Genomic DNA, 17,734 nt, shown 5'->3' on the forward strand with positions numbered 1-17,734 from the left:
TAGTAGAGCCCACTCAACCACTGCGTCTTGCTCGACAATCCAAAGACAATTGAGAGGCTAGGACTTTTGTCCCAGCCTCTATCTCAGCTTGCAAAATAAGCACAAGCCTTTATTTAAATCTTTGCTTTCTAGCTCTTGCTTTAGCTTTTCTCGATTTCCGATTCTCGATATAGAAAATCAGGAAAATAATGACAATTGGTAAGGCAATTAACCAGCGGTTGCTCAGCAAGTCACTATACCAAGTTTTATTATTTTCTTTCTTAGTGACTTCTTCTTTGGCAGACTGGGTAACAGAAGCATCTACTTCCTCCACTTTCATCTCATCAGAGATCTTTGGAGAGAGCGTGTATAGATCATTTCCGGCCTTCAAGACACCATTCTCAACTACAGGCTTCGCCTTCGCATCTTTTTTGATTGTCGCATAAAAATCTTCTGGCAGATTGTAAGTTTTTCCATCAATCTCCTGCTTCCCTTTAGAGAACAGTTTCTTGTACTCGTAGTCAGCATAAGATTTTTCGATCAAGGCATTTCCAAATGGATGGCGATAATATTCACCATCTTGGTCAGCCCAGTCACCAACGCCCATGATAACGCCAATCACGCGCTGGTTTCCGCGCTTGACAGTTGCAATGTAGTTGAAGGCACCGTTCGGACTTGAGCCCGTCTTCAGACCATCTACTCCCTCCAGAGCGTAGCGAGCACCCGGCAATGAGTAATTATAAGTCTCAAACGTTTCTTCATAAGGCGTCCCAGCCTTGACAGTTACTTTAGCCTGATTGGTATAGTTTAAAATATCTGGATAGTTCTTTACAAAATTATAAACTAAAATCCCTAAATCACGCGCAGTTGTTTGGTTGCTAACATAATTGTTATATCTCTGAGGTGTATAATAACCCTTGAAAGAAACTGCCGCAGCACCACTGGCATTAAACCATTTGGTGTTGGTCATGCCTAGTTCTTGCGCTTTGGCGTTCATCTTGTCCAAGAAAGCATCGGGATCGTTATCTGATAGGTAATTTGCCAGCATCACTGTTGTTGCGTTAGAAGAGGGTACAACTGTCATGGTAATCAGCTCAGAAACAGTATAATTGACTCCAGCCACGATTTTATTATTGGAAATTTCATAAATTCCCGCAACCGCCTGATCTTGCGGTGTCGCCTTAATCACCGTATCTAAACTGAGTTTTCCCTCTTTAATGGCTTCAAAAACCAAGTACAAGGTCATGATCTTACTCATGCTGGCTGGATCGCGAACCTCATCAATGTTATCCTGCCACAGTATATCGCCCGTATTTCCGTCAATCATCAAAGATGACTTAGGGCGATTGATTGCTTGTACATTTTCATTGGGATACATTTTTCGTGCCATATCTACCAATTCATCTGCCGCAGCAGAAAGCGGTGATAGAAAGGCAGACAAAATCAATCCAAACACCAAAAACTTCTTCTTCACATTTATCCTCCAAAAAAATCATTCCTAACTAGTATATCATATTTTTAATCAGGTTTTTGATAAATATAAAAAATCCCACCTAAAAATTAGATAGGAAATAGATTGTTAAGCTTCTAATAAACTTAGAGCTTCTTTGTCTGCAATAATCACGACATCTTCATGGCCTTGAAGGGCGCTAGCTGGCACAGCTTCTGTTACCTCTCCTCGGACTGTTCCTGCAATGGCTTGAGCTTTAGAAGCGCCATAGGCAAAGAGGATGATTGATTTTGCATCTAAGATATTCCGAATTCCCATTGAGATGGCTTGAGTCGGTACGTCCTCTATCTTTTCAAAGAAGCGAGCGTTCGCTTGGATAGTTGACTGCTCCAAATCGACAATATGGACAGTGCTATCAAAACTAGTTCCAGGCTCATTAAAGCCAATATGACCATTGGTCCCAATTCCCAAAATTTGCAAATCTACTGGATGATCAGCCAAGACTTGATTGTAGCGTTTCACTTCTGCTTCCACATCTTCTGCTGCACCGTTTGGCAAAAAGCTTTCTTTGAAAGGCTTTTTATTAAATAGCTGCTCATTCATAAAGTAACGGTAAGATTGGGGATTATCTTCTGAAAGTCCCACATACTCATCCAAGTTTACACTGGTCAGCTCTGACAAATCTAGGTTACTGGCAATGATTTGCTTGTAAAACTCAATCGGGCTACTTCCTGTTGCCAACCCCAATGTTTTGGCCCCCTGAGCTAGCTTTTCTTTCAAGATTTCTAAAGCTACCTTTGCGCCTTCTACTTGATTCTCAACACGAATAACTTTCATTCTATTCTCCTATTTTTCTTGATTGATTCCTTATTTTATTATATGGTATAGACCAATTTTTGTCAAGTAGATTCTACTTAATTTTTTCAAATTTTACTGAGAGACTTAGCGTCAAATCATGGTATAATAAAAGCATGCTATTACCAATGATTATAATCTTTTTACTGGGAATTGCCCTTTTTACCGCTGGGCTTTTCTTAAAAAAACATCTAGGTTGGCAACTAATTTTTTTATGCCTGGGAATTTTCTTTATCAGTATTCCCTTTTTACTTGCCGCCTACTATATTTGGATCATGAGAACTATTTAAGGAGATAGAATGAATACTGCTGATTTTGATTTTCACTTGCCGGAAGAACTGATTGCTCAAACCCCTCTGGAGAAGCGAGACTCTTCTCGCCTGCTCATTGTAGATCGGGAAACTGGCCAGTTTAGTGACCAACATTTTGACAATATTATTGACCAACTTGAGCCAGGTGATGCCTTGGTTATGAATAACACCCGTGTCCTACCAGCCCGCCTTTATGGAACCAAACCTGAAACTGGCGGTCATGTAGAACTCCTACTCTTGAAAAATACCCAAGGAGACTTCTGGGAAGTCCTAGCCAAGCCAGCCAAACGACTCAGAGTCGGAACGCGTGTGTCATTCGGTGATGGTCGTTTGACTGCTACTGTTACAGAAGAGCTAGAACACGGCGGACGGATCGTTCGCTTTGATTATCAGGGCATTTTCTTAGAAGTCCTAGAAAGTTTGGGTGAAATGCCCCTGCCACCTTATATCCACGAGAAGCTAGAAGACCGTGAACGCTACCAGACAGTCTATGCTAAAGAAAACGGCTCCGCCGCTGCTCCAACCGCTGGCCTCCATTTCACAGAGGAATTGCTGGATAAAATTGCGGCAAAAGGCGTTAAACTTGTCTATCTGACGCTGCATGTCGGGCTCGGAACCTTCCGTCCCGTATCAGTTGACAATCTGGAAGAGCATGAGATGCATTCCGAATTTTATAGTTTGTCTGAAGAAGCAGCTGAGACCCTGCGCCAAGTCAAGGCAAGCGGCCACCGCATCGTTGCTGTCGGTACCACTTCTATCCGAACACTGGAAACAATCGGCAGCAAATTTGAGGGTCAAATCCAAGCAGACTCCGGCTGGACCAATATCTTTATCAAACCGGGCTATCAGTGGAAGATTGTCGATGCTTTTTCAACCAACTTCCACTTGCCAAAATCAACCCTTGTCATGCTGGTATCAGCTTTTGCTGGACGCCAACTGACACTGCAAGCCTATGAGCATGCTATCACTGAGCGCTACCGCTTCTTTAGCTTTGGCGACGCTATGTTTATCAAATAAATACAGGTGAATCTATGAATAAAATCGAAAGTAGGCATCGCCTCATTCGCTCCCTCATCATGGAAAAAAGAGTCCATACCCAGCAGGAACTCCAAGAACTACTGGAAGCAAATGGTGTCATTGTCACCCAGTCTACTCTCTCTCGTGACATGAAAACTCTCAATCTAGTCAAGGTGACCGAAAATGACAAATCCTACTATGTCATTAACAGTATCGCCCCTTCTCGTTGGGAGAAAAGACTGCGCTTCTATATGGAAGATGCCCTCGTCATGCTCCGCCCCGTTCAGCATCAAGTCGTCATGAAAACCTTACCCGGACTAGCCCAATCTTTTGGTGCCATTTTAGACGCTCTGGAATTACCCCAGATTGTTGCTACAGTCTGCGGAGACGATGTCTGCCTGATCATCTGCGAAGATAATCAAGCTGCTATCGAATGCTTTGATAAACTCAAAGAATTTGCACCCCCATTTTTCTTTAGTAAATAACAAAAGAGTTGGAATATCCAACTCTTTTTCGTGTTGATTCACAGTTTTTACTTGGAAAAATTCGCAACACTGATATCTATCCTAGCAATTTTACTCTCCTGCCAAGCGGAAAATAGTCTCAGCATAGATATCCATCGCACGATAGAGATCTTCCAAAGACGCTCGTTCATTGGCCTGATGTTCCGTCTGCTCTACTCCTGGGAAAAGAGCACCAAAGGCCACACAGTTTGGCATAGTCCGAGCAAAGGTTGCCCCACCAGAGGACATGGCTGGACTAGTATCGCCAGTCTTTTCTTGGTAGATAGCCATCAAGGTGCTGACCAGTTCGCTATCTTTAGGTACATAGAGCGGAGCCAGATAGTCAAATTCTTCATAGTCAAGCTGGTAGCGCCCAGCAATCTCCGCTAGTTGTGCTACTAGCTGATCTTTATCCGCTAAGACAGGAATCCGAATATCAATACGGATTTCAGACTTTTCTGAGTTCAGCGTCAGACCTGCAATATTAAAGGAGAGTCTACCAGAGGGTTCATCTGAAATGTCGCCAAATAAACGGCTACCAGTCGCATCTTCTCCCACCGCTTCTGCAATAAAGGCCAGAGCAGGATGAGCTTGTAAAGGCTGCAAAACTGTCGCTAGCCGAACAATAGCATTGATACCTTCAGCTGCATCCTTGGCATGCTTAGGTAGACCGAGAACAGTGACTTGTTGGTCATTTTGCTCGTATTCAAAAGCAGCTGCCTGCAAACCTGCCACGACCGGCTCCAAAAGTTCTCCTTGATAGCTGGCCTTGCCAGGCACAACATTAAAGGCCTCTCCTGCTTCTAAGTCCAGCTGATCAGAACCAGGACCATGCAGCTTGACCTGTAAGAGGCCTTTCTCAGCATAGGTCAGAGGGAAAGAAGAATCTGGTGCAAAGCCAAGCGTCGCTGTTTCTTCGAGTTCATTGTACCGCCCCATACAGCGCCAAAGTGTCTCTTCGTCCGTACCAAAGATAAAACGAACCCGCTTTTTAAATTTTACTCCGCTATCTAACAGAGCCTTGACTGCATAAAGAGCAGCCATAGATGGTCCCTTATCATCTTGGACACCACGTCCGAAGATCCAGCCGTCTTTGATAGTTGCCTCGAATGGCGGTGTCCGCCAATCCGCTTCATCACCTGATGGAACAACATCCAAATGACAGAGAACGGCCAGGAGCTCTGCTCCCTGACCGATTTCTGCATATCCGTAATAACCTTTAGGGTCAAGATAGGTAGTGAAACCTAAACTTCGACAAATCCCTAAAGTTTTTTCTAGGACATCTTGAATTGCTTGTCCAAAAGGTGTTCCATTTTCTCCCTCGTTAAGTACCGAAGGGTAGGAAATCAAAGTCTTTAATGATGTAAGAAACTCATCTTTAACTTGATTCGTTATATATGTTTTCATGGAATCACCTCACTCACTCTTTATAGGAATGGAATGAACGTTCCAAGGAGAAGGAGAGCAATGGTCACTACAATGATAGCAACTACAAGTTTGCCCATGAATTTCCACCAAGTACCAATGTTGATACGTCCAAGTGCAAGAGCTCCCATCACAATACCAGATGTTGGTGCAATCAAGTTCAAGACACCTGAAGCAGATTGGTAAGCAGTGATGATCAAGCTAGGACGTACATTGACAAATTCTCCGAGCGGAGCCATGATACCCATAGTCGCGCTGGCAAGACCAGATGAAGATGGGATCAAGAATGACATAGGCAGATAGAAGATATAAGTCAAAACGATAAAGACTTGTGAAGACAGACCGCTCAGGCCTTCTTTACCCCAGTTGAGGATAGTATCAGTAATCATACCATCGTTCATGATAACTTGGATACCACGGGCAATCGCTACGATCAAGGCTACACTGAGCAAATCAGCAGCACCATTCATGAAGGCAGAGATAATCTTGTCTTCTTTAAGACCATAAACAACACCGATAAGGATACCCATAAAGGCGAAGAGCATTGCGCCTTCTGGGAAATACCAAGTACCCAAAGCAGCTGTAGATGAGCCAACAATCTTACCGATAACTGGAAGACCAGTCAACCAAGTATTTAAGTCTCCAAAGAGAGTAATACCTAAGTCACTCCATGGAATGAAACTCAAGACCATCAAGACGAAAGTAAGAACAAAGAGTACGAAGACATGTTTTTGTTTCTTAGTAAGAGTTGAATTAACGTTTTCTTCGTCTTCACCAACATTGAAGAATTTCATATCTTCATCACGTGTTGCATAAGTAAGAGACTTAGTTGGATCTTTTTGGATCTTGTCAGCATACTTGTAAACGAACCAAGTGCTAAGACCAGTTAAAGCAAACCAGAAAATCAAACGAAGGATAATCCCTTCACCAAGACCTACACCTGCAGTTGATGAAGCAATACCTGTCGCAAATGGGTTCAAGGTAGATGCCAAACATCCAATTTGTGAACCGAGCAAGATAATGGCAACCCCAGTCAAGCTATCAAATCCAACAGCCATCATAACTGGCACAAGAAGAGGATAGAAGGCCATAGTTTCTTCACCCATACCATAAGTTGTACCACCGAGGGCGAACAAAGGCATGAGAACCAAAATCAACATTTTTTCGCGGCCCTTGTACTTCTTCACAATAGAAGCAATACCAGTGTCTAGCATACCAGTTTCATTGACAACACCAAGAAAACCACCAACCATGAGGATGAAGAAGGCTACATCAATCGCTGCACTTGTTTCTTTAATCAGCGAACCTTCCTCTGGATGAGTACCTAGCATAGCCCGAATCGGTGCCATGAGAACATCCCAAATCCCTTGCGGATTTTGAGGTTGAGCTTTGTAAACACCATCCACAAAGGCACCTGCAGGGATGATCCAAGTCAACACTGCCATAATAGCAATGATTATCAACAAGACGGTATAAGATGAAGGCATCTTAAACCCTTTTTTAGCTTTTTCACTCATTTGTTTTTCCTCCTAATGTCTAACAAAGTGCAAAAAACCAACCACTTTCTTAAATAAATATTTAAGAAAAACGCTTTCTATTTATATTTATTTTACCACATTAAGGTCTAAAAAACTAGTATTTTTTGAAAATATCGCACTTATTTTCAAGAAATATTCCTAACTTGATATAAAGACGTTAGAAATACCATATATTTTACTAGTAAAATAGCTTATTCTTTTTCAATAATTGTTCCGCTTTCAGATTCGATCAAAGCGCCAAGATTTTCAAGGGAAGTAATAACTGCTTTTCCTTCTGGACGACCGTTGACAAAAGCGATAGCTGCTTCTACTTTTGGAAGCATGCTGCCTGGGGCAAATTGGTCTTGTTTGATATATTCTTCCAGCTGAGCAACATTCACATGTTCCAACTTTTCTTGGTCTGGTTTATTGTAGTTGACAAAGACGTAATCTACACCAGTCAAGACGATGAAAAGGTCAGCTTCGACTAATTCTGCCAAGCGTTGAGAAGCAAAGTCTTTATCAATAACAGCTTCAACACCAGCCAAATGACCGTTGTCTTCCTTGATGACTGGAATTCCGCCACCACCAGCAGCAACGACCACTTGACCAGCATTCAAGAGGGTACGAATTGTTTCGATTTCCTTGATATCAACAGGTTTTGGTGAAGCAACAACCTTGCGCCAACCGCGGCCAGCATCCTCTTTGAAAGTCGCTCCGCTCTTTTCAGCTTCTGCTTTTGCTTCTTCTTCTGAATAAAAAGGACCAATTGGTTTGCTCAGGTTAACAAAAGCTGGGTCATTTTTATCGACAACAACTTGTGTCACAACTGAAGCAACATCTTTCTCGATGCCTTCATCCAAAAGAGCATTTTGCAAGGCATTTTGCAGCCAGAAACCGATGCTACCTTCTGTCATAGCAACAAGTGAATCGAGTGGGAAAGCAGGGTTCTTTTCAGAATCAGCCGCCAAGTGTTGGAGCAAAAGATTTCCAACTTGAGGACCATTACCGTGAGTGATAATCAAATCATCCCCATTTTTAATCAGTTTTACAAGGTGCTTAGCTGTTTCCACCAAAGCTTCCTGTTGAGCTTTTGCTGATGGATCAGAAGAAAGAATCGCATTTCCTCCCAAAGCTACTACAATTTTACGATTTGCCATAAATTCTCCTTTATCACATTCAATTGAATGCCTTTAGATTTCGGTTTAATATTTTTTCAAATTTTTATAAGAAATAACAGATTTCCATCATATAAAAGAGGACTGGACTAAAGCTATTAGTCGCAGCCCTCATAGCTGTTGGTATTACGGTTTATAAATTATACTTTTGGAATGTAAAGGTTGCCGAGTGTAGCAGCCATAACAGCTTTGATTGTGTGCATACGGTTTTCTGCTTGATCAAAGTGGCGAGCATATTTGCTGCGGAAGACTTCGTCTGTTACTTCCATTTCTTCTACGCCAAATTTTTCAGCGACATCTTTACCGTAAACAGTATTTGTATCGTGGAATGCTGGCAAGCAGTGCAAGAAGATCAAATCTTCATTGTCAGCTTTCTTCACCAATTCCATGTTAACTTGGTAAGGTTTCAAAAGTGCAACGCGTTCTGCGAATTTGTCTTCTTCACCCATAGATACCCAAACGTCTGTGTAAAGTACATCTGCACCTTTAACAGCTTCGTCTGCATCTTCAGTGATGAGGATGTGTGCGCCGCTTTCTTTCGCAAAGCCTTCTGCCAATTCAACAATTTCTTTTTCTGGGAAGAGTTCTTTTGGAGAGAAGATGTGAACGTTAACGCCAAGGATAGCTCCTGTTACCAGCAAGCTGTTAGCAACGTTGTTACGTCCATCACCACAGTAAACCAATGTCAAGCCTTCCAAACGACCAAAGTTTTCTTGGACTGTCAAATAGTCAGCAAGCATTTGAGTTGGGTGCCATTCGTCAGTCAAACCATTCCATACTGGAACACCTGAGAATTCTGCCAATTCTTCTACCATGCGTTGGCTGAAGCCGCGGAATTCAATCCCGTCAAACATACGTCCCAATACTTTAGCAGTATCTTCTGTAGATTCTTTCTTACCAAGCTGAATATCATTAGCGCCAAGGTATTCTGGATGTGCACCAAGGTCGATAGCTGCTGTAGTAAAGGCTGCACGCGTACGAGTAGATGTTTTTTCAAACAAGAGAGCGATATTCTTACCAGCAAGATAGTGGTGCTGAATATTGCGTTTCTTCAAGTCTTTCAAATGAGCTGAAAGTCCGATAAGGTATTCTAATTCTGCACGAGTAAAGTCTTTTTCTGCAAGGAAGCTACGTCCTTGGAATACTGAATGTGTCATTCTGTTATTTCCTCTTTCTAGTTATTAAATTTCTATTGATAGATTGTCGAACACGAATTAAACTTCTTCACGTTCAAATGGCATAGACATACAACGAGGTCCACCACGGCCCCGAACCAATTCACTTCCGCGAATCTTAATCAAGCGAAGCCCGTATTCTTCCAAAATCTTGTTGGTTACGGTATTGCGGTCATACACCACTACCACACCAGGAGCGATAGTCAAGGTGTTAGAACCGTCATTCCATTGTTCACGTCCAGCTGCTACGATATTGCCGCCACCGCAACGAATCAAATGAACTTTTTCTACGCCAAGGTTTTGAGCCAGAAGTTCAGCCAAGTCACCTTTTTCTTCAACGATCTTCAGTTTTTCGTTTTCATAAGTGACTGAGTAAACACGAAGGTCGCCTTCGATTTCTGGGTGAATGGTGAACTTATCATAGTCAACCATAGTGAAGACAGTATCTAAGTGCATGAATTTACGGTTGTTAGCAAATTCAAAGGCCAATACTTTCTTGAAGCCAACATTCTTCTTGAAGATATTCACCAAAAGTTTTTCGATAGAAGCTGCGTCTGTACGTTGAGAAATACCAACTGCCAATACATCTTTAGAAAGAACCAGTTCGTCCCCACCTTCGATACGAGTATCTTCTTCACGGTTGTAAACCAATTCTACTTTTCCAGCGTATTCTGGGTGGTATTTGAAAATGTATTTACCGTAAAGTGTTTCACGGTTACGAGTATCTGCAAACATGTGGTTGAGCGATACAGCATTACCAATGGTAGCAAATGGATCGCGTGTGAAGTAAAGGTTTGGCATTGGATCAATTGCAAATGGATAATCTGATTCTACCAAGTCAGTCAGACCTTTCGCTTCATCAGGAATTTCTGGCAATTCAGCTTTTTGAACCCCTGCCATTGTTTTTTCAACCAATTCTTGGTTGTCCTTGATACCATGCAGCAATTCACGAATAGCTTTCTTAGTTTCGCGTCCACGAATATTTGCTTCTTCCAAATATTCTTCGATGAACTGTTCACGAATTTCTGGAGAAATCAAAGATTCAGCAGCCAATTTTTCGAGATAAAGAACTTCGATTCCTTCATCACGAAGGGCTTGAGCGAATGCATCGTGTTCTTTTTGAGCATCTTCCAAGAAAGGAATGTCATCAAAAAGAAGACGTTCTAGGTAGTCCGGTAGCAAGTTTTCCAGCTCTTTGCCCGGACGGTGCAACATAACTTTTTTCAGTTTCCCAATTTCTGAGAAAACATGAATTGGATGTGTAGACATCTATTGTCCTCCTTTTCGTTGAGGTTTGGTTTCCCAATCCCTTTTATGCTACTATTCTACCATGGATTGAAAAGGCTTACACCTAAAATCTTACATTACAAATGCCAAATCCTTCGCGTTTTTTATAAAACATTGTGATATTTATTTATTTTAAAGCGTTTTCTTTGCATATTTTGGTTATTCTATTATTTTTAGGAATATATATTTTTTTGTAAAAAATATATGTTCAGTTAATATTAGAATATGATCAGAAAAAAGTTTTAAATGTGTAAAAATGTTTGAAAAAAGCCAATCAAATGATTGATTAGCTTCCTTCAAAATACCTCATAAAGTACTCCTTATTCTTAAATGTCAATTTTTTATGCTCATAGTCAATCATTCCTTCTTCTCTCAGTTTTTTTAGAACCTGATTGACCGTTTCGCGTGTGGTAGCTCCTAGCTTGGCCAACTCTTTCATACTCATTGGAAAAGGGAGCGTATCCTGTTCTTTGCACAAATCCATGCATAAAATAGATAGAGACTGGGTTACACGGTCCGTCGCACTTGCCGAGACAACATTCCGCAATCGTAATTCCTGAAACTCTAAAATTTGTGATAAGCGCTTGGTGATAAATAGCAGCTGATCCACGTTCTTTTTTGAATAGTCTTCAAACAAGTCCATCGGAATGCTGAAGTACTCGACATTGGTAACCGCACTAGCTGTATAATGATAACGCTCGTCGAAAAACATTCCCCCATAGGGAAACACACTATTCATTTTAATATAGTCCATATATGAAAAAGTATCGGTCAAATCGTACTGCTCGATACGGACATAACCTCGATGCAGGAGGAAAAGACGATCCCTGCGATCCCCCGAAAAGAAGATAATCTGTCCCTTAGGGATCTTGCGAAATTGAATCTCAATAGCAATCTTATCAAAAATTTCCACAGGAAAATGTGCAAATGCTGGATGCTGTCTAATAATCTGATAATGTTCCTTATTGATCATAATAACCCTTCTTGCTCACTACCAGTATTATAACATAAATCCGCTTCCAAAAACAAAAATTATTAGACCAGTTTATTTTGTCAAAAAAAAGGAATACTATGAAAGTAAATCGTTAGCAATTTAGCTTTACTCGCTTGCTTCGAAAATTCGTTTTAAACATTCTCTCAGAACTTTTAAAATACTCCTGCTAAGTACATTAAGAATCCTTTTCTAACAAAAAGAGAGGCTAGGAATCTTTTGTCCTAACCTCTCCTTACTATCTAATCTCGTTTAAACTCTTACCTTCTTTACTTGAGCCTCATTAAGCATTTTTACTCTTGGTATTAAAAATTGATATCGATAGAAACTTCTTAGTCAGAAATACCAGAGCAAGAAATTCTACCAAAATAATCACTTCAACCAGAATTGGCTGAGTCAGCCAACCAACTTGAACCAGAGCAGGAGCCAAATCAATCAAAGCATGAAAGCCCAGAGCTGCAAGAAAATAGCCTAGCTTCTTATCTTTTACAGCCGTCCAAACCCAGAAAGTCAAGAATACTTGGATTGCAAGTGCTAAAATCCGCTCGAAAGCCAGTAAGTAAATTTGACCTGCCTGTAGTTTTTGTACATAAGAAATCGTCGCTTGGGGTAATTTCGCTAGCAAAGGGCTGTCCCCTTGGCTGACTAGATGAGCGAGGACAAACAGACTCAAGAGACCTGAAATACCGATGAAAAGAGCTTCGATCCCGCCGTGTCCTAAACCATAGGCCAGACTATCACCGATAGTCAGTGGACGCTTCTTTTGTAAATATCGAAAAATCACATAGCGCGCTGTCTCCTCAAAGATAGCCGCCGTTGCAATGCCATACAAAACATAGAGCAAGGGAGCATTTTTCATTAGAGCAATCGTTCCATCAGCCTGAGGCTGTAGAACCAATCGATGTAGGAGATTTTCGAAAATCTGACTAGACAGATAAAATCCAACCCCTCCTAAGAGGAAAACAAGCAGGGAAATCTGCTTGGTCTTTTTAAAATAAATTACTGGAATGACTACAGCGGCTAAAATCAGCACCATAGCAATCAAAATATGCGTTTGAAGCATGAAATCGTCTCCTCAACTATTAAAAGTTTTACTAGAATTATACCTTTTTCCTCCCAGATGTCAATCCTCTAAAAAAGCTGGTCAGAAAACTCACATTCAGAACAAAATGCGAGGATCGACTCGCATTCTACAACTATTTTCTATAAAACAGCCTCATTCAGCAGGTTCGTTGCAGAACCTAGTTATTGGGCCGATTTTAATTCATGTTGACCCGGTGCCACTCATTGATGATATAGGCAATCTGACCGACCTGATCAATACCAACTCCACTAATCTCCTCACTGGCTTCTGTGCTGCCACCTAGATAGGCTGTATAAAGTGCCACAATATAAGGCTTCTCCTCCATGACAATAGCATCAACATTGAGAGCCTCTCTAACATACCCAGGCTTTTGGTAAATTGTCAAATCGTATAAATAACGCTTGTAATATTCACCAGGGAAGGAAACACCGATAAAATAAAGAATGTCCTTGTATTTTTCTTGATTATTCCACAGATACTCTAGAACTTGAATATAATAATCCGTTGTTGTTTTGTTTTCTCTGCTGATCGTCTTGACTTTAGCTTTTGATCGACCATATCTTTCAAACATGCTGTAGGCCTTGTCCATCCCACCTAGTCGCTCTGCTAGCGCATAAGCGGGCGTATTTTCAGAGTAGACTAGGGAATACTCCTGCATATCAGGAATAGACATGGCGCCATTGAAGGCCGCTACATAGTTATCGTGCTCTCCCTTGTATTCATAGCTGGTATTGGTAATATCAAACCGCTCTTCCAGTGATAATTTTCCTGCTGCTACTTCATCAACAACCAACATATTAAGGGGAAGTTTATAGGTAGATCCTGCTGTCATAGGCTGGGTATCATTCATGGCATAAGTTTGCCCACTCGTCAGATCTTTATAAGAAAAAGCAATCTGAGAAGAGTCAATTCCCATGTCATCCATGTAAGCCTGAACAACTTGTGGCAGCGTCATATTCGCATAATCGTAAGATAAGCCCAAGGCTTCCATGGTCGGAAGGTCTTGCTCCATCACCTCTTGCTTCTCTTCCATTGTCTTGCTAGCACGCGCAGTCGCCTCAGACTTCGTTTCTTCTCCTTCTGTAGCTTGTGAAGAAGCAATTGCTTGACCTGCTTCTGCTATCTTTTTATCAGCTCGCTGCGGTTCCACCAAAAGACCCAAATAACAAATAAATAAAAAAACACCACCGAACCAGCAAGCCAGTTTCTTTATGTCATTTTTAATCAAAGTTTTTCTCCTAATATTTTAGTATTATAAAAGATTCTCATTAAAATAACAAGTAGAAAGGTCAATTCAAGGGCATTTAAAAACGAATCATTGCGATCCGTTTTATAATTCTATTATTTAGCTGCTGCGTAGAGTTCATCCACTTTATTCCAGTTAATCACTGAGAAGAAAGCCTTGATGTAGTCAGGACGCACGTTGCGGTATTTCACATAGTAAGCATGTTCCCAAACGTCCAAGCCGAGGATTGGTGCTTTACCATCAGAAATTGGTGTGTCTTGATTAGGAGTTGAGACAACTTCCAAACCACCTTCTTTATTGACAACCAACCATGCCCAACCAGAACCGAAACGAGTTGTTGCTGCTGCAGTGAAGGCTGCTTGGAATTCTTCGAATGAACCGAATGTCGCATCGATTGCTGCTGCAAGTTCTGCTGAAGGAGCTGTCTTTTCAGGAGTCATTAATTCCCAGAAAAGAGCGTGGTTCAAGTGTCCACCACCGTTGTTGATCACTGCTTGGCGAATATCAGCCGGAATAGACTCAACATCTGCCAACAGTTTTTCTAAATCTTCACCAATTTCAGGATGTTTTTCAAGCGCTGCATTTACGTTATTTACGTAAGTTTGATGGTGCTTATCATGGTGAAGGTGCATTGTTTCCTCATCGATGTAAGGTTCCAAAGCGTTGTATGCATAAGGTAGATCTGGTAAAATAATTGCCATTTACTTGTCCTCATTTTCTTTATTATTATACAAATCATAACGCAAAAACGCACATTTTTCAACTATTTTGCTTATAAATTTTGCTAAGCTTTTAGAAGTTTCCTGTTGCGATTTTCAGCAAGGCAAGGTCAAAAAGGTAGTCCTTGTCATAGAGGCCAGACTTGATTTGATAGTCCGTTTCAATCAAGCAGGTCAGGGTTCTTTTCAGAAAGCTGAGGCTAAGCCCACGCACATCCTTGAGGGCAAACTTGACTTGGAAGGGATTCATCTTGCGGCCTAGATAGTCTGATAAGTCCGACACGATTTGGCTCTCAGATCGGCCATTATCCGCCAAAATCTTAACCTGAGTAAACATTCGAAACTGGCCTAACATGATGGCAATCAGCTTGATTTCATCTTCACCCTGCAAGGTTAGATCGCGCACCAAACTCCGTGCGGCATCAATTTGTTTCTGTAAAATCAGCTGGGTCAAATCAAAAATGTTGTCCTGCAAGGTTTTGGGAATGGCCTCAGCGATATCTTCCAGACTGACTTGCCCCGACTCTTTATAAGACTTCAGAAAAGCCAAGTTTTTACTGATTTCGCTGAAATGAAAGCCTGATTTGATGAGCAAGTGGTCAAAAGCCTTCGGAACAAAGTCCAAACCTTCAAGCTGGGCTTGTTTGGTAAAATACTGACGTAAGTCTGCTTCCTTAATCTCAGCTGCTTCAAAGATCTGTCCGTCACGCTTGAGTATCTTGACTAATCTGCGTTTGCTGTCCAGCTTGCCTTCCGCGAAAATGACTAATTTGGTCGTGCTACTAGGATTTTCCAAATACTGCTCAAAGGACTTGAGCTCTTCATCCGATAAATAGCGCTTTTTTGCTGTCGTTAGATCCGCAAAATGATCTAAAATAATAATCTTTTCATCCGCAAAAAAAGGCAGACTGACTAAATCTAACTCCACATCTGCATAAGACGTTTCTTTCATATCAAACAACGTGACATTCAAATCCGCTGGATCGTAGTGAATCTGCTTCAGAAACTCGTCTTTTAACAGCTCAAATTGCCCCAAGTCATCTCCCGTCAGAATCGTTAAAGGCGGAAGGTTTTCGGGAGTGATTTTCCTAATTTTTTCAATTGCTAACACAGTGGCACTCCCTTCTATTTTCTTGATTCTTAGTCATGTATAAATTGTAACAAAAAACAGCAGGAAAGTCTGCTGTTTTTTATCATTCTGACTAGAATATCCGAGACTAAAAGAATTGTCCCAACTGCATGATGATTGTGACCAAGAGAGTGATAAGAAAAAGAATGCCACCTAGAACTGCAATCATACTAAATTCTTGCTTCTCTCTTTTCAACGGTCTCCTACGATTATCTAGTTGCTCGTTGATATGTTCCTGCAGAATTCCCTTTTTCTTCTCTGGCATGCCTGTCCTGAACAGCGATGCGGATATTGCGATGAGGCAGCTTCATAGCCGCTTTCATATTGCCTGGTAAAGCCTCTCCGATAGGCTCTTGCCAGAAAAGAACATCTTCTGCACGGCCATTTTTAGGACGAAGAGCGTAAGCCACCAAGAAGGGAGTCGCTAGAGAATTATAAATAATACGATCTGTATCATATCCACGATACTGAAGATAAAAGACGACAAATTCTTGTTTGGATTTAAAGATATGACGTTTTCCCTCCAGTGTCAGGATAATATCGCCAGTCAGATGATTTTCCATAATGACCACGACATTGCTCTGATCAAAATAGCGAGTATGGGTCGGACGTTGTGTCTGGTCGTAGGTTATTTGTGCGAAAAGCCGTCCTTTGCGATTGTAGATATCTGCTGCTCGAACTTTCCCCTCTGTATCCAGCCATTCGACAGCCCGCACACGTCTTTCATGCGTCGGTTGGCGATAGAAAATATTGGCACGCTTCTTGCCCATATCCAAGATTTCGCCATTTACATTGCTGGAGCGGATCTCCCATAGGTGAGGTTTCGGGACAAGATTAAAATAAATTGCCCGGCCTTCTGGCGTGTCCAAGTCTCCTGTAAAATAACTGTAAGGAGACTCAACATCTGGTGCAAGATAGCCATCGTCTTGTACAACAACAACAGGACAATCAAGTCCTGTTGCTTTTAATGAACGTAACAAATCAAAACTTGCTTGATCATAGCGGTCAAACAAACAAATCATAGTGGTTATGCCTTTCTTTCTGAATCCTAAAGGCTGTCTATGCCGTATTATGGTAACACCTTGTTTCAAAAAATACCAGATGAGGTGTTTTTTAGCATGCCCTTTTATGGATCAAAAAGTGTTAAAAATAAGACAGTAACCTCAGAATAGCTACTGTCTTATCTCTTTTTTACTTAAAGCCCTGATAGACTTGACAAATGGTAGAAAAGAGCCCAAAAACCCCAGATAGCCTTGAGCCATCCGGGGTTCTTATCTTCATCGCTAAAATGATATCAACAAAATTTCATTGTAGCCGATTTTTGGAACTTAGTCTTCTAAATCCATTTCAGAAGCTGCTGATCTCTTCTTCTTACCAAGAAGAGAGGCAGTTACCAAGGCAGCTACTCCTAATCCAAGACCAGCAAATTGGTTACTTGCAGTTCCTGTATTTGGTAAAGCCTTAGCGTTTGGAGTAACTTTGACTTGTTCTGGTTGTGCAGGCTGTGGCTTAGGTGCTTGAGAGTGATTTGTAGCACTTGAGATTGAAGCACTGTCAGACAAGCTAGCTGAGGTACTTGCGCTGTTGCTCAAGCTTGTGCTTGTTGAGACTGACTCACTTGCACTTACAGATTCAAGGTAGCTAGGAAGGTTAAACTCTGGCTTAGATTCGCTTGTTGGCTCACCCTTACTATAGCTGAATGAGTTAGATTGTTGTGACGCACTTGTACTCAAACTGTTTGAAACGCTATTGCTAAGTGATGTAGATGTACTTACGCTGTTACTCAAGCTTACTGAAGTACTTGTTGAAACTGAAGTACTACTTGAGTTGTTGCTTACTGATTCAGATGCACTGATTGATGCGGATAC

General features: G+C 41.4%; 17 protein-coding genes. 2 read left to right on the forward strand and 15 right to left on the reverse strand.

Going from position 1 to position 17,734, the window contains the following annotated elements; translation table 11 throughout:
* Positions 1–109: 109 nt before the first annotated feature.
* Together O3644_RS04575 and nagB are read right to left on the reverse strand one after the other, a co-directional pair.
* Entirely contained in the window at positions 110–1,453 is a 1,344-nt protein-coding gene (locus O3644_RS04575; protein ID WP_371595166.1) for a DUF1958 domain-containing protein, read from the reverse strand.
* A gap of 105 nt (positions 1,454–1,558) precedes the next feature.
* Entirely contained in the window at positions 1,559–2,266 is a 708-nt protein-coding gene (gene nagB, locus O3644_RS04580) for a glucosamine-6-phosphate deaminase (protein WP_371595167.1), read from the reverse strand.
* Positions 2,267–2,583: 317 nt separating this feature from the next.
* Here nagB and queA point away from each other — a divergent pair, with 317 nt between their 5' ends.
* Positions 2,584–3,612 carry a tRNA preQ1(34) S-adenosylmethionine ribosyltransferase-isomerase QueA gene (gene queA / locus O3644_RS04585; protein WP_148888376.1) on the forward strand — a complete coding sequence of 343 codons (1,029 nt, stop codon included), beginning with the start codon at positions 2,584–2,586 and terminating at the stop codon, positions 3,610–3,612.
* 14 nt (positions 3,613–3,626) lie between these two features.
* Positions 3,627–4,097: an arginine repressor gene (locus O3644_RS04590; protein ID WP_005590761.1), complete on the forward strand. Its 471-nt coding sequence runs from the start codon at positions 3,627–3,629 to the stop codon at positions 4,095–4,097.
* A 90-nt stretch (positions 4,098–4,187) separates the two neighbouring features.
* On the opposite strand, the gene O3644_RS04595 is transcribed toward O3644_RS04590, so the two are convergent.
* From O3644_RS04595 to O3644_RS04655, 13 genes are all read right to left on the reverse strand, one after another.
* Complete coding sequence (locus tag O3644_RS04595) at positions 4,188–5,522, reverse strand: dipeptidase (RefSeq protein WP_247950725.1); 1,335 nt, start codon at positions 5,520–5,522, stop codon at positions 4,188–4,190.
* Positions 5,523–5,542: 20 nt separating this feature from the next.
* Positions 5,543–7,057, reverse strand: a complete 1,515-nt coding sequence (locus O3644_RS04600) for a YfcC family protein (RefSeq protein ID WP_045499182.1) — start codon at positions 7,055–7,057, stop codon at positions 5,543–5,545.
* A gap of 212 nt (positions 7,058–7,269) precedes the next feature.
* Positions 7,270–8,217, reverse strand: coding sequence for a carbamate kinase (gene arcC / locus O3644_RS04605; RefSeq protein WP_045499180.1), 948 nt, complete (start codon positions 8,215–8,217; stop codon positions 7,270–7,272).
* A gap of 158 nt (positions 8,218–8,375) precedes the next feature.
* Positions 8,376–9,392 (reverse strand): ornithine carbamoyltransferase, encoded by a 1,017-nt coding sequence (gene argF, locus O3644_RS04610; RefSeq protein WP_005590765.1) that lies wholly within the window; start codon positions 9,390–9,392, stop codon positions 8,376–8,378.
* 57 nt (positions 9,393–9,449) lie between these two features.
* On the reverse strand, positions 9,450–10,679 hold the full coding sequence (arcA, locus tag O3644_RS04615) for an arginine deiminase (protein WP_005590767.1): 1,230 nt from the start codon (positions 10,677–10,679) through the stop codon (positions 9,450–9,452).
* Between the two features lie 304 nt (positions 10,680–10,983).
* Positions 10,984–11,670, reverse strand: a complete 687-nt coding sequence (locus O3644_RS04620) for a Crp/Fnr family transcriptional regulator (protein WP_371595168.1) — start codon at positions 11,668–11,670, stop codon at positions 10,984–10,986.
* Positions 11,671–11,971: 301 nt separating this feature from the next.
* Positions 11,972–12,751: a YhfC family intramembrane metalloprotease gene (locus O3644_RS04625; protein WP_371595169.1), complete on the reverse strand. Its 780-nt coding sequence runs from the start codon at positions 12,749–12,751 to the stop codon at positions 11,972–11,974.
* 196 nt (positions 12,752–12,947) lie between these two features.
* Positions 12,948–14,000 (reverse strand): serine hydrolase, encoded by a 1,053-nt coding sequence (locus tag O3644_RS04630; RefSeq protein WP_371595170.1) that lies wholly within the window; start codon positions 13,998–14,000, stop codon positions 12,948–12,950.
* Between the two features lie 113 nt (positions 14,001–14,113).
* Positions 14,114–14,719 carry a superoxide dismutase SodA gene (gene sodA, locus O3644_RS04635; RefSeq protein ID WP_371595171.1) on the reverse strand — a complete coding sequence of 202 codons (606 nt, stop codon included), beginning with the start codon at positions 14,717–14,719 and terminating at the stop codon, positions 14,114–14,116.
* Between the two features lie 91 nt (positions 14,720–14,810).
* Positions 14,811–15,848 carry a DNA polymerase III subunit delta gene (gene holA / locus O3644_RS04640; RefSeq protein WP_371595172.1) on the reverse strand — a complete coding sequence of 346 codons (1,038 nt, stop codon included), beginning with the start codon at positions 15,846–15,848 and terminating at the stop codon, positions 14,811–14,813.
* Between the two features lie 106 nt (positions 15,849–15,954).
* Entirely contained in the window at positions 15,955–16,131 is a 177-nt protein-coding gene (locus tag O3644_RS04645) for a hypothetical protein (RefSeq protein ID WP_061422521.1), read from the reverse strand.
* Positions 16,076–16,888, reverse strand: coding sequence for a hypothetical protein (locus tag O3644_RS04650; RefSeq protein WP_268730926.1), 813 nt, complete (start codon positions 16,886–16,888; stop codon positions 16,076–16,078). The genes O3644_RS04645 and O3644_RS04650 overlap by 56 nt, the downstream gene beginning before the upstream one ends.
* 306 nt (positions 16,889–17,194) lie before the next feature.
* The coding region (locus O3644_RS04655) for an LPXTG cell wall anchor domain-containing protein (protein ID WP_371595173.1) at positions 17,195–17,734 on the reverse strand (540 nt) is incomplete at its 5' end.

The sequence above is a fragment of the Streptococcus sp. 27098_8_113 genome, assembly GCF_041432545.1.
In the GTDB taxonomy this organism is placed as follows: domain Bacteria; phylum Bacillota; class Bacilli; order Lactobacillales; family Streptococcaceae; genus Streptococcus.

Coding starts and splice junctions, on each gene's coding strand:
- nagB (WP_371595167.1), bottom strand. CDS start 2,266: ATGAAAGTTATTCGTGTTGAGAATCAAGTAGAAGGCGCAAAGGTAGCT.
- queA (WP_148888376.1), top strand. CDS start 2,584: ATGAATACTGCTGATTTTGATTTTCACTTGCCGGAAGAACTGATTGCT.
- O3644_RS04590 (WP_005590761.1), top strand. CDS start 3,627: ATGAATAAAATCGAAAGTAGGCATCGCCTCATTCGCTCCCTCATCATG.
- O3644_RS04595 (WP_247950725.1), bottom strand. CDS start 5,522: ATGAAAACATATATAACGAATCAAGTTAAAGATGAGTTTCTTACATCA.
- O3644_RS04600 (WP_045499182.1), bottom strand. CDS start 7,057: ATGAGTGAAAAAGCTAAAAAAGGGTTTAAGATGCCTTCATCTTATACC.
- arcC (WP_045499180.1), bottom strand. CDS start 8,217: ATGGCAAATCGTAAAATTGTAGTAGCTTTGGGAGGAAATGCGATTCTT.
- argF (WP_005590765.1), bottom strand. CDS start 9,392: ATGACACATTCAGTATTCCAAGGACGTAGCTTCCTTGCAGAAAAAGAC.
- arcA (WP_005590767.1), bottom strand. CDS start 10,679: ATGTCTACACATCCAATTCATGTTTTCTCAGAAATTGGGAAACTGAAA.
- O3644_RS04620 (WP_371595168.1), bottom strand. CDS start 11,670: ATGATCAATAAGGAACATTATCAGATTATTAGACAGCATCCAGCATTT.
- O3644_RS04625 (WP_371595169.1), bottom strand. CDS start 12,751: ATGCTTCAAACGCATATTTTGATTGCTATGGTGCTGATTTTAGCCGCT.
- sodA (WP_371595171.1), bottom strand. CDS start 14,719: ATGGCAATTATTTTACCAGATCTACCTTATGCATACAACGCTTTGGAA.
- O3644_RS04645 (WP_061422521.1), bottom strand. CDS start 16,131: ATGCCAGAGAAGAAAAAGGGAATTCTGCAGGAACATATCAACGAGCAA.
- O3644_RS04650 (WP_268730926.1), bottom strand. CDS start 16,888: ATGATTTGTTTGTTTGACCGCTATGATCAAGCAAGTTTTGATTTGTTA.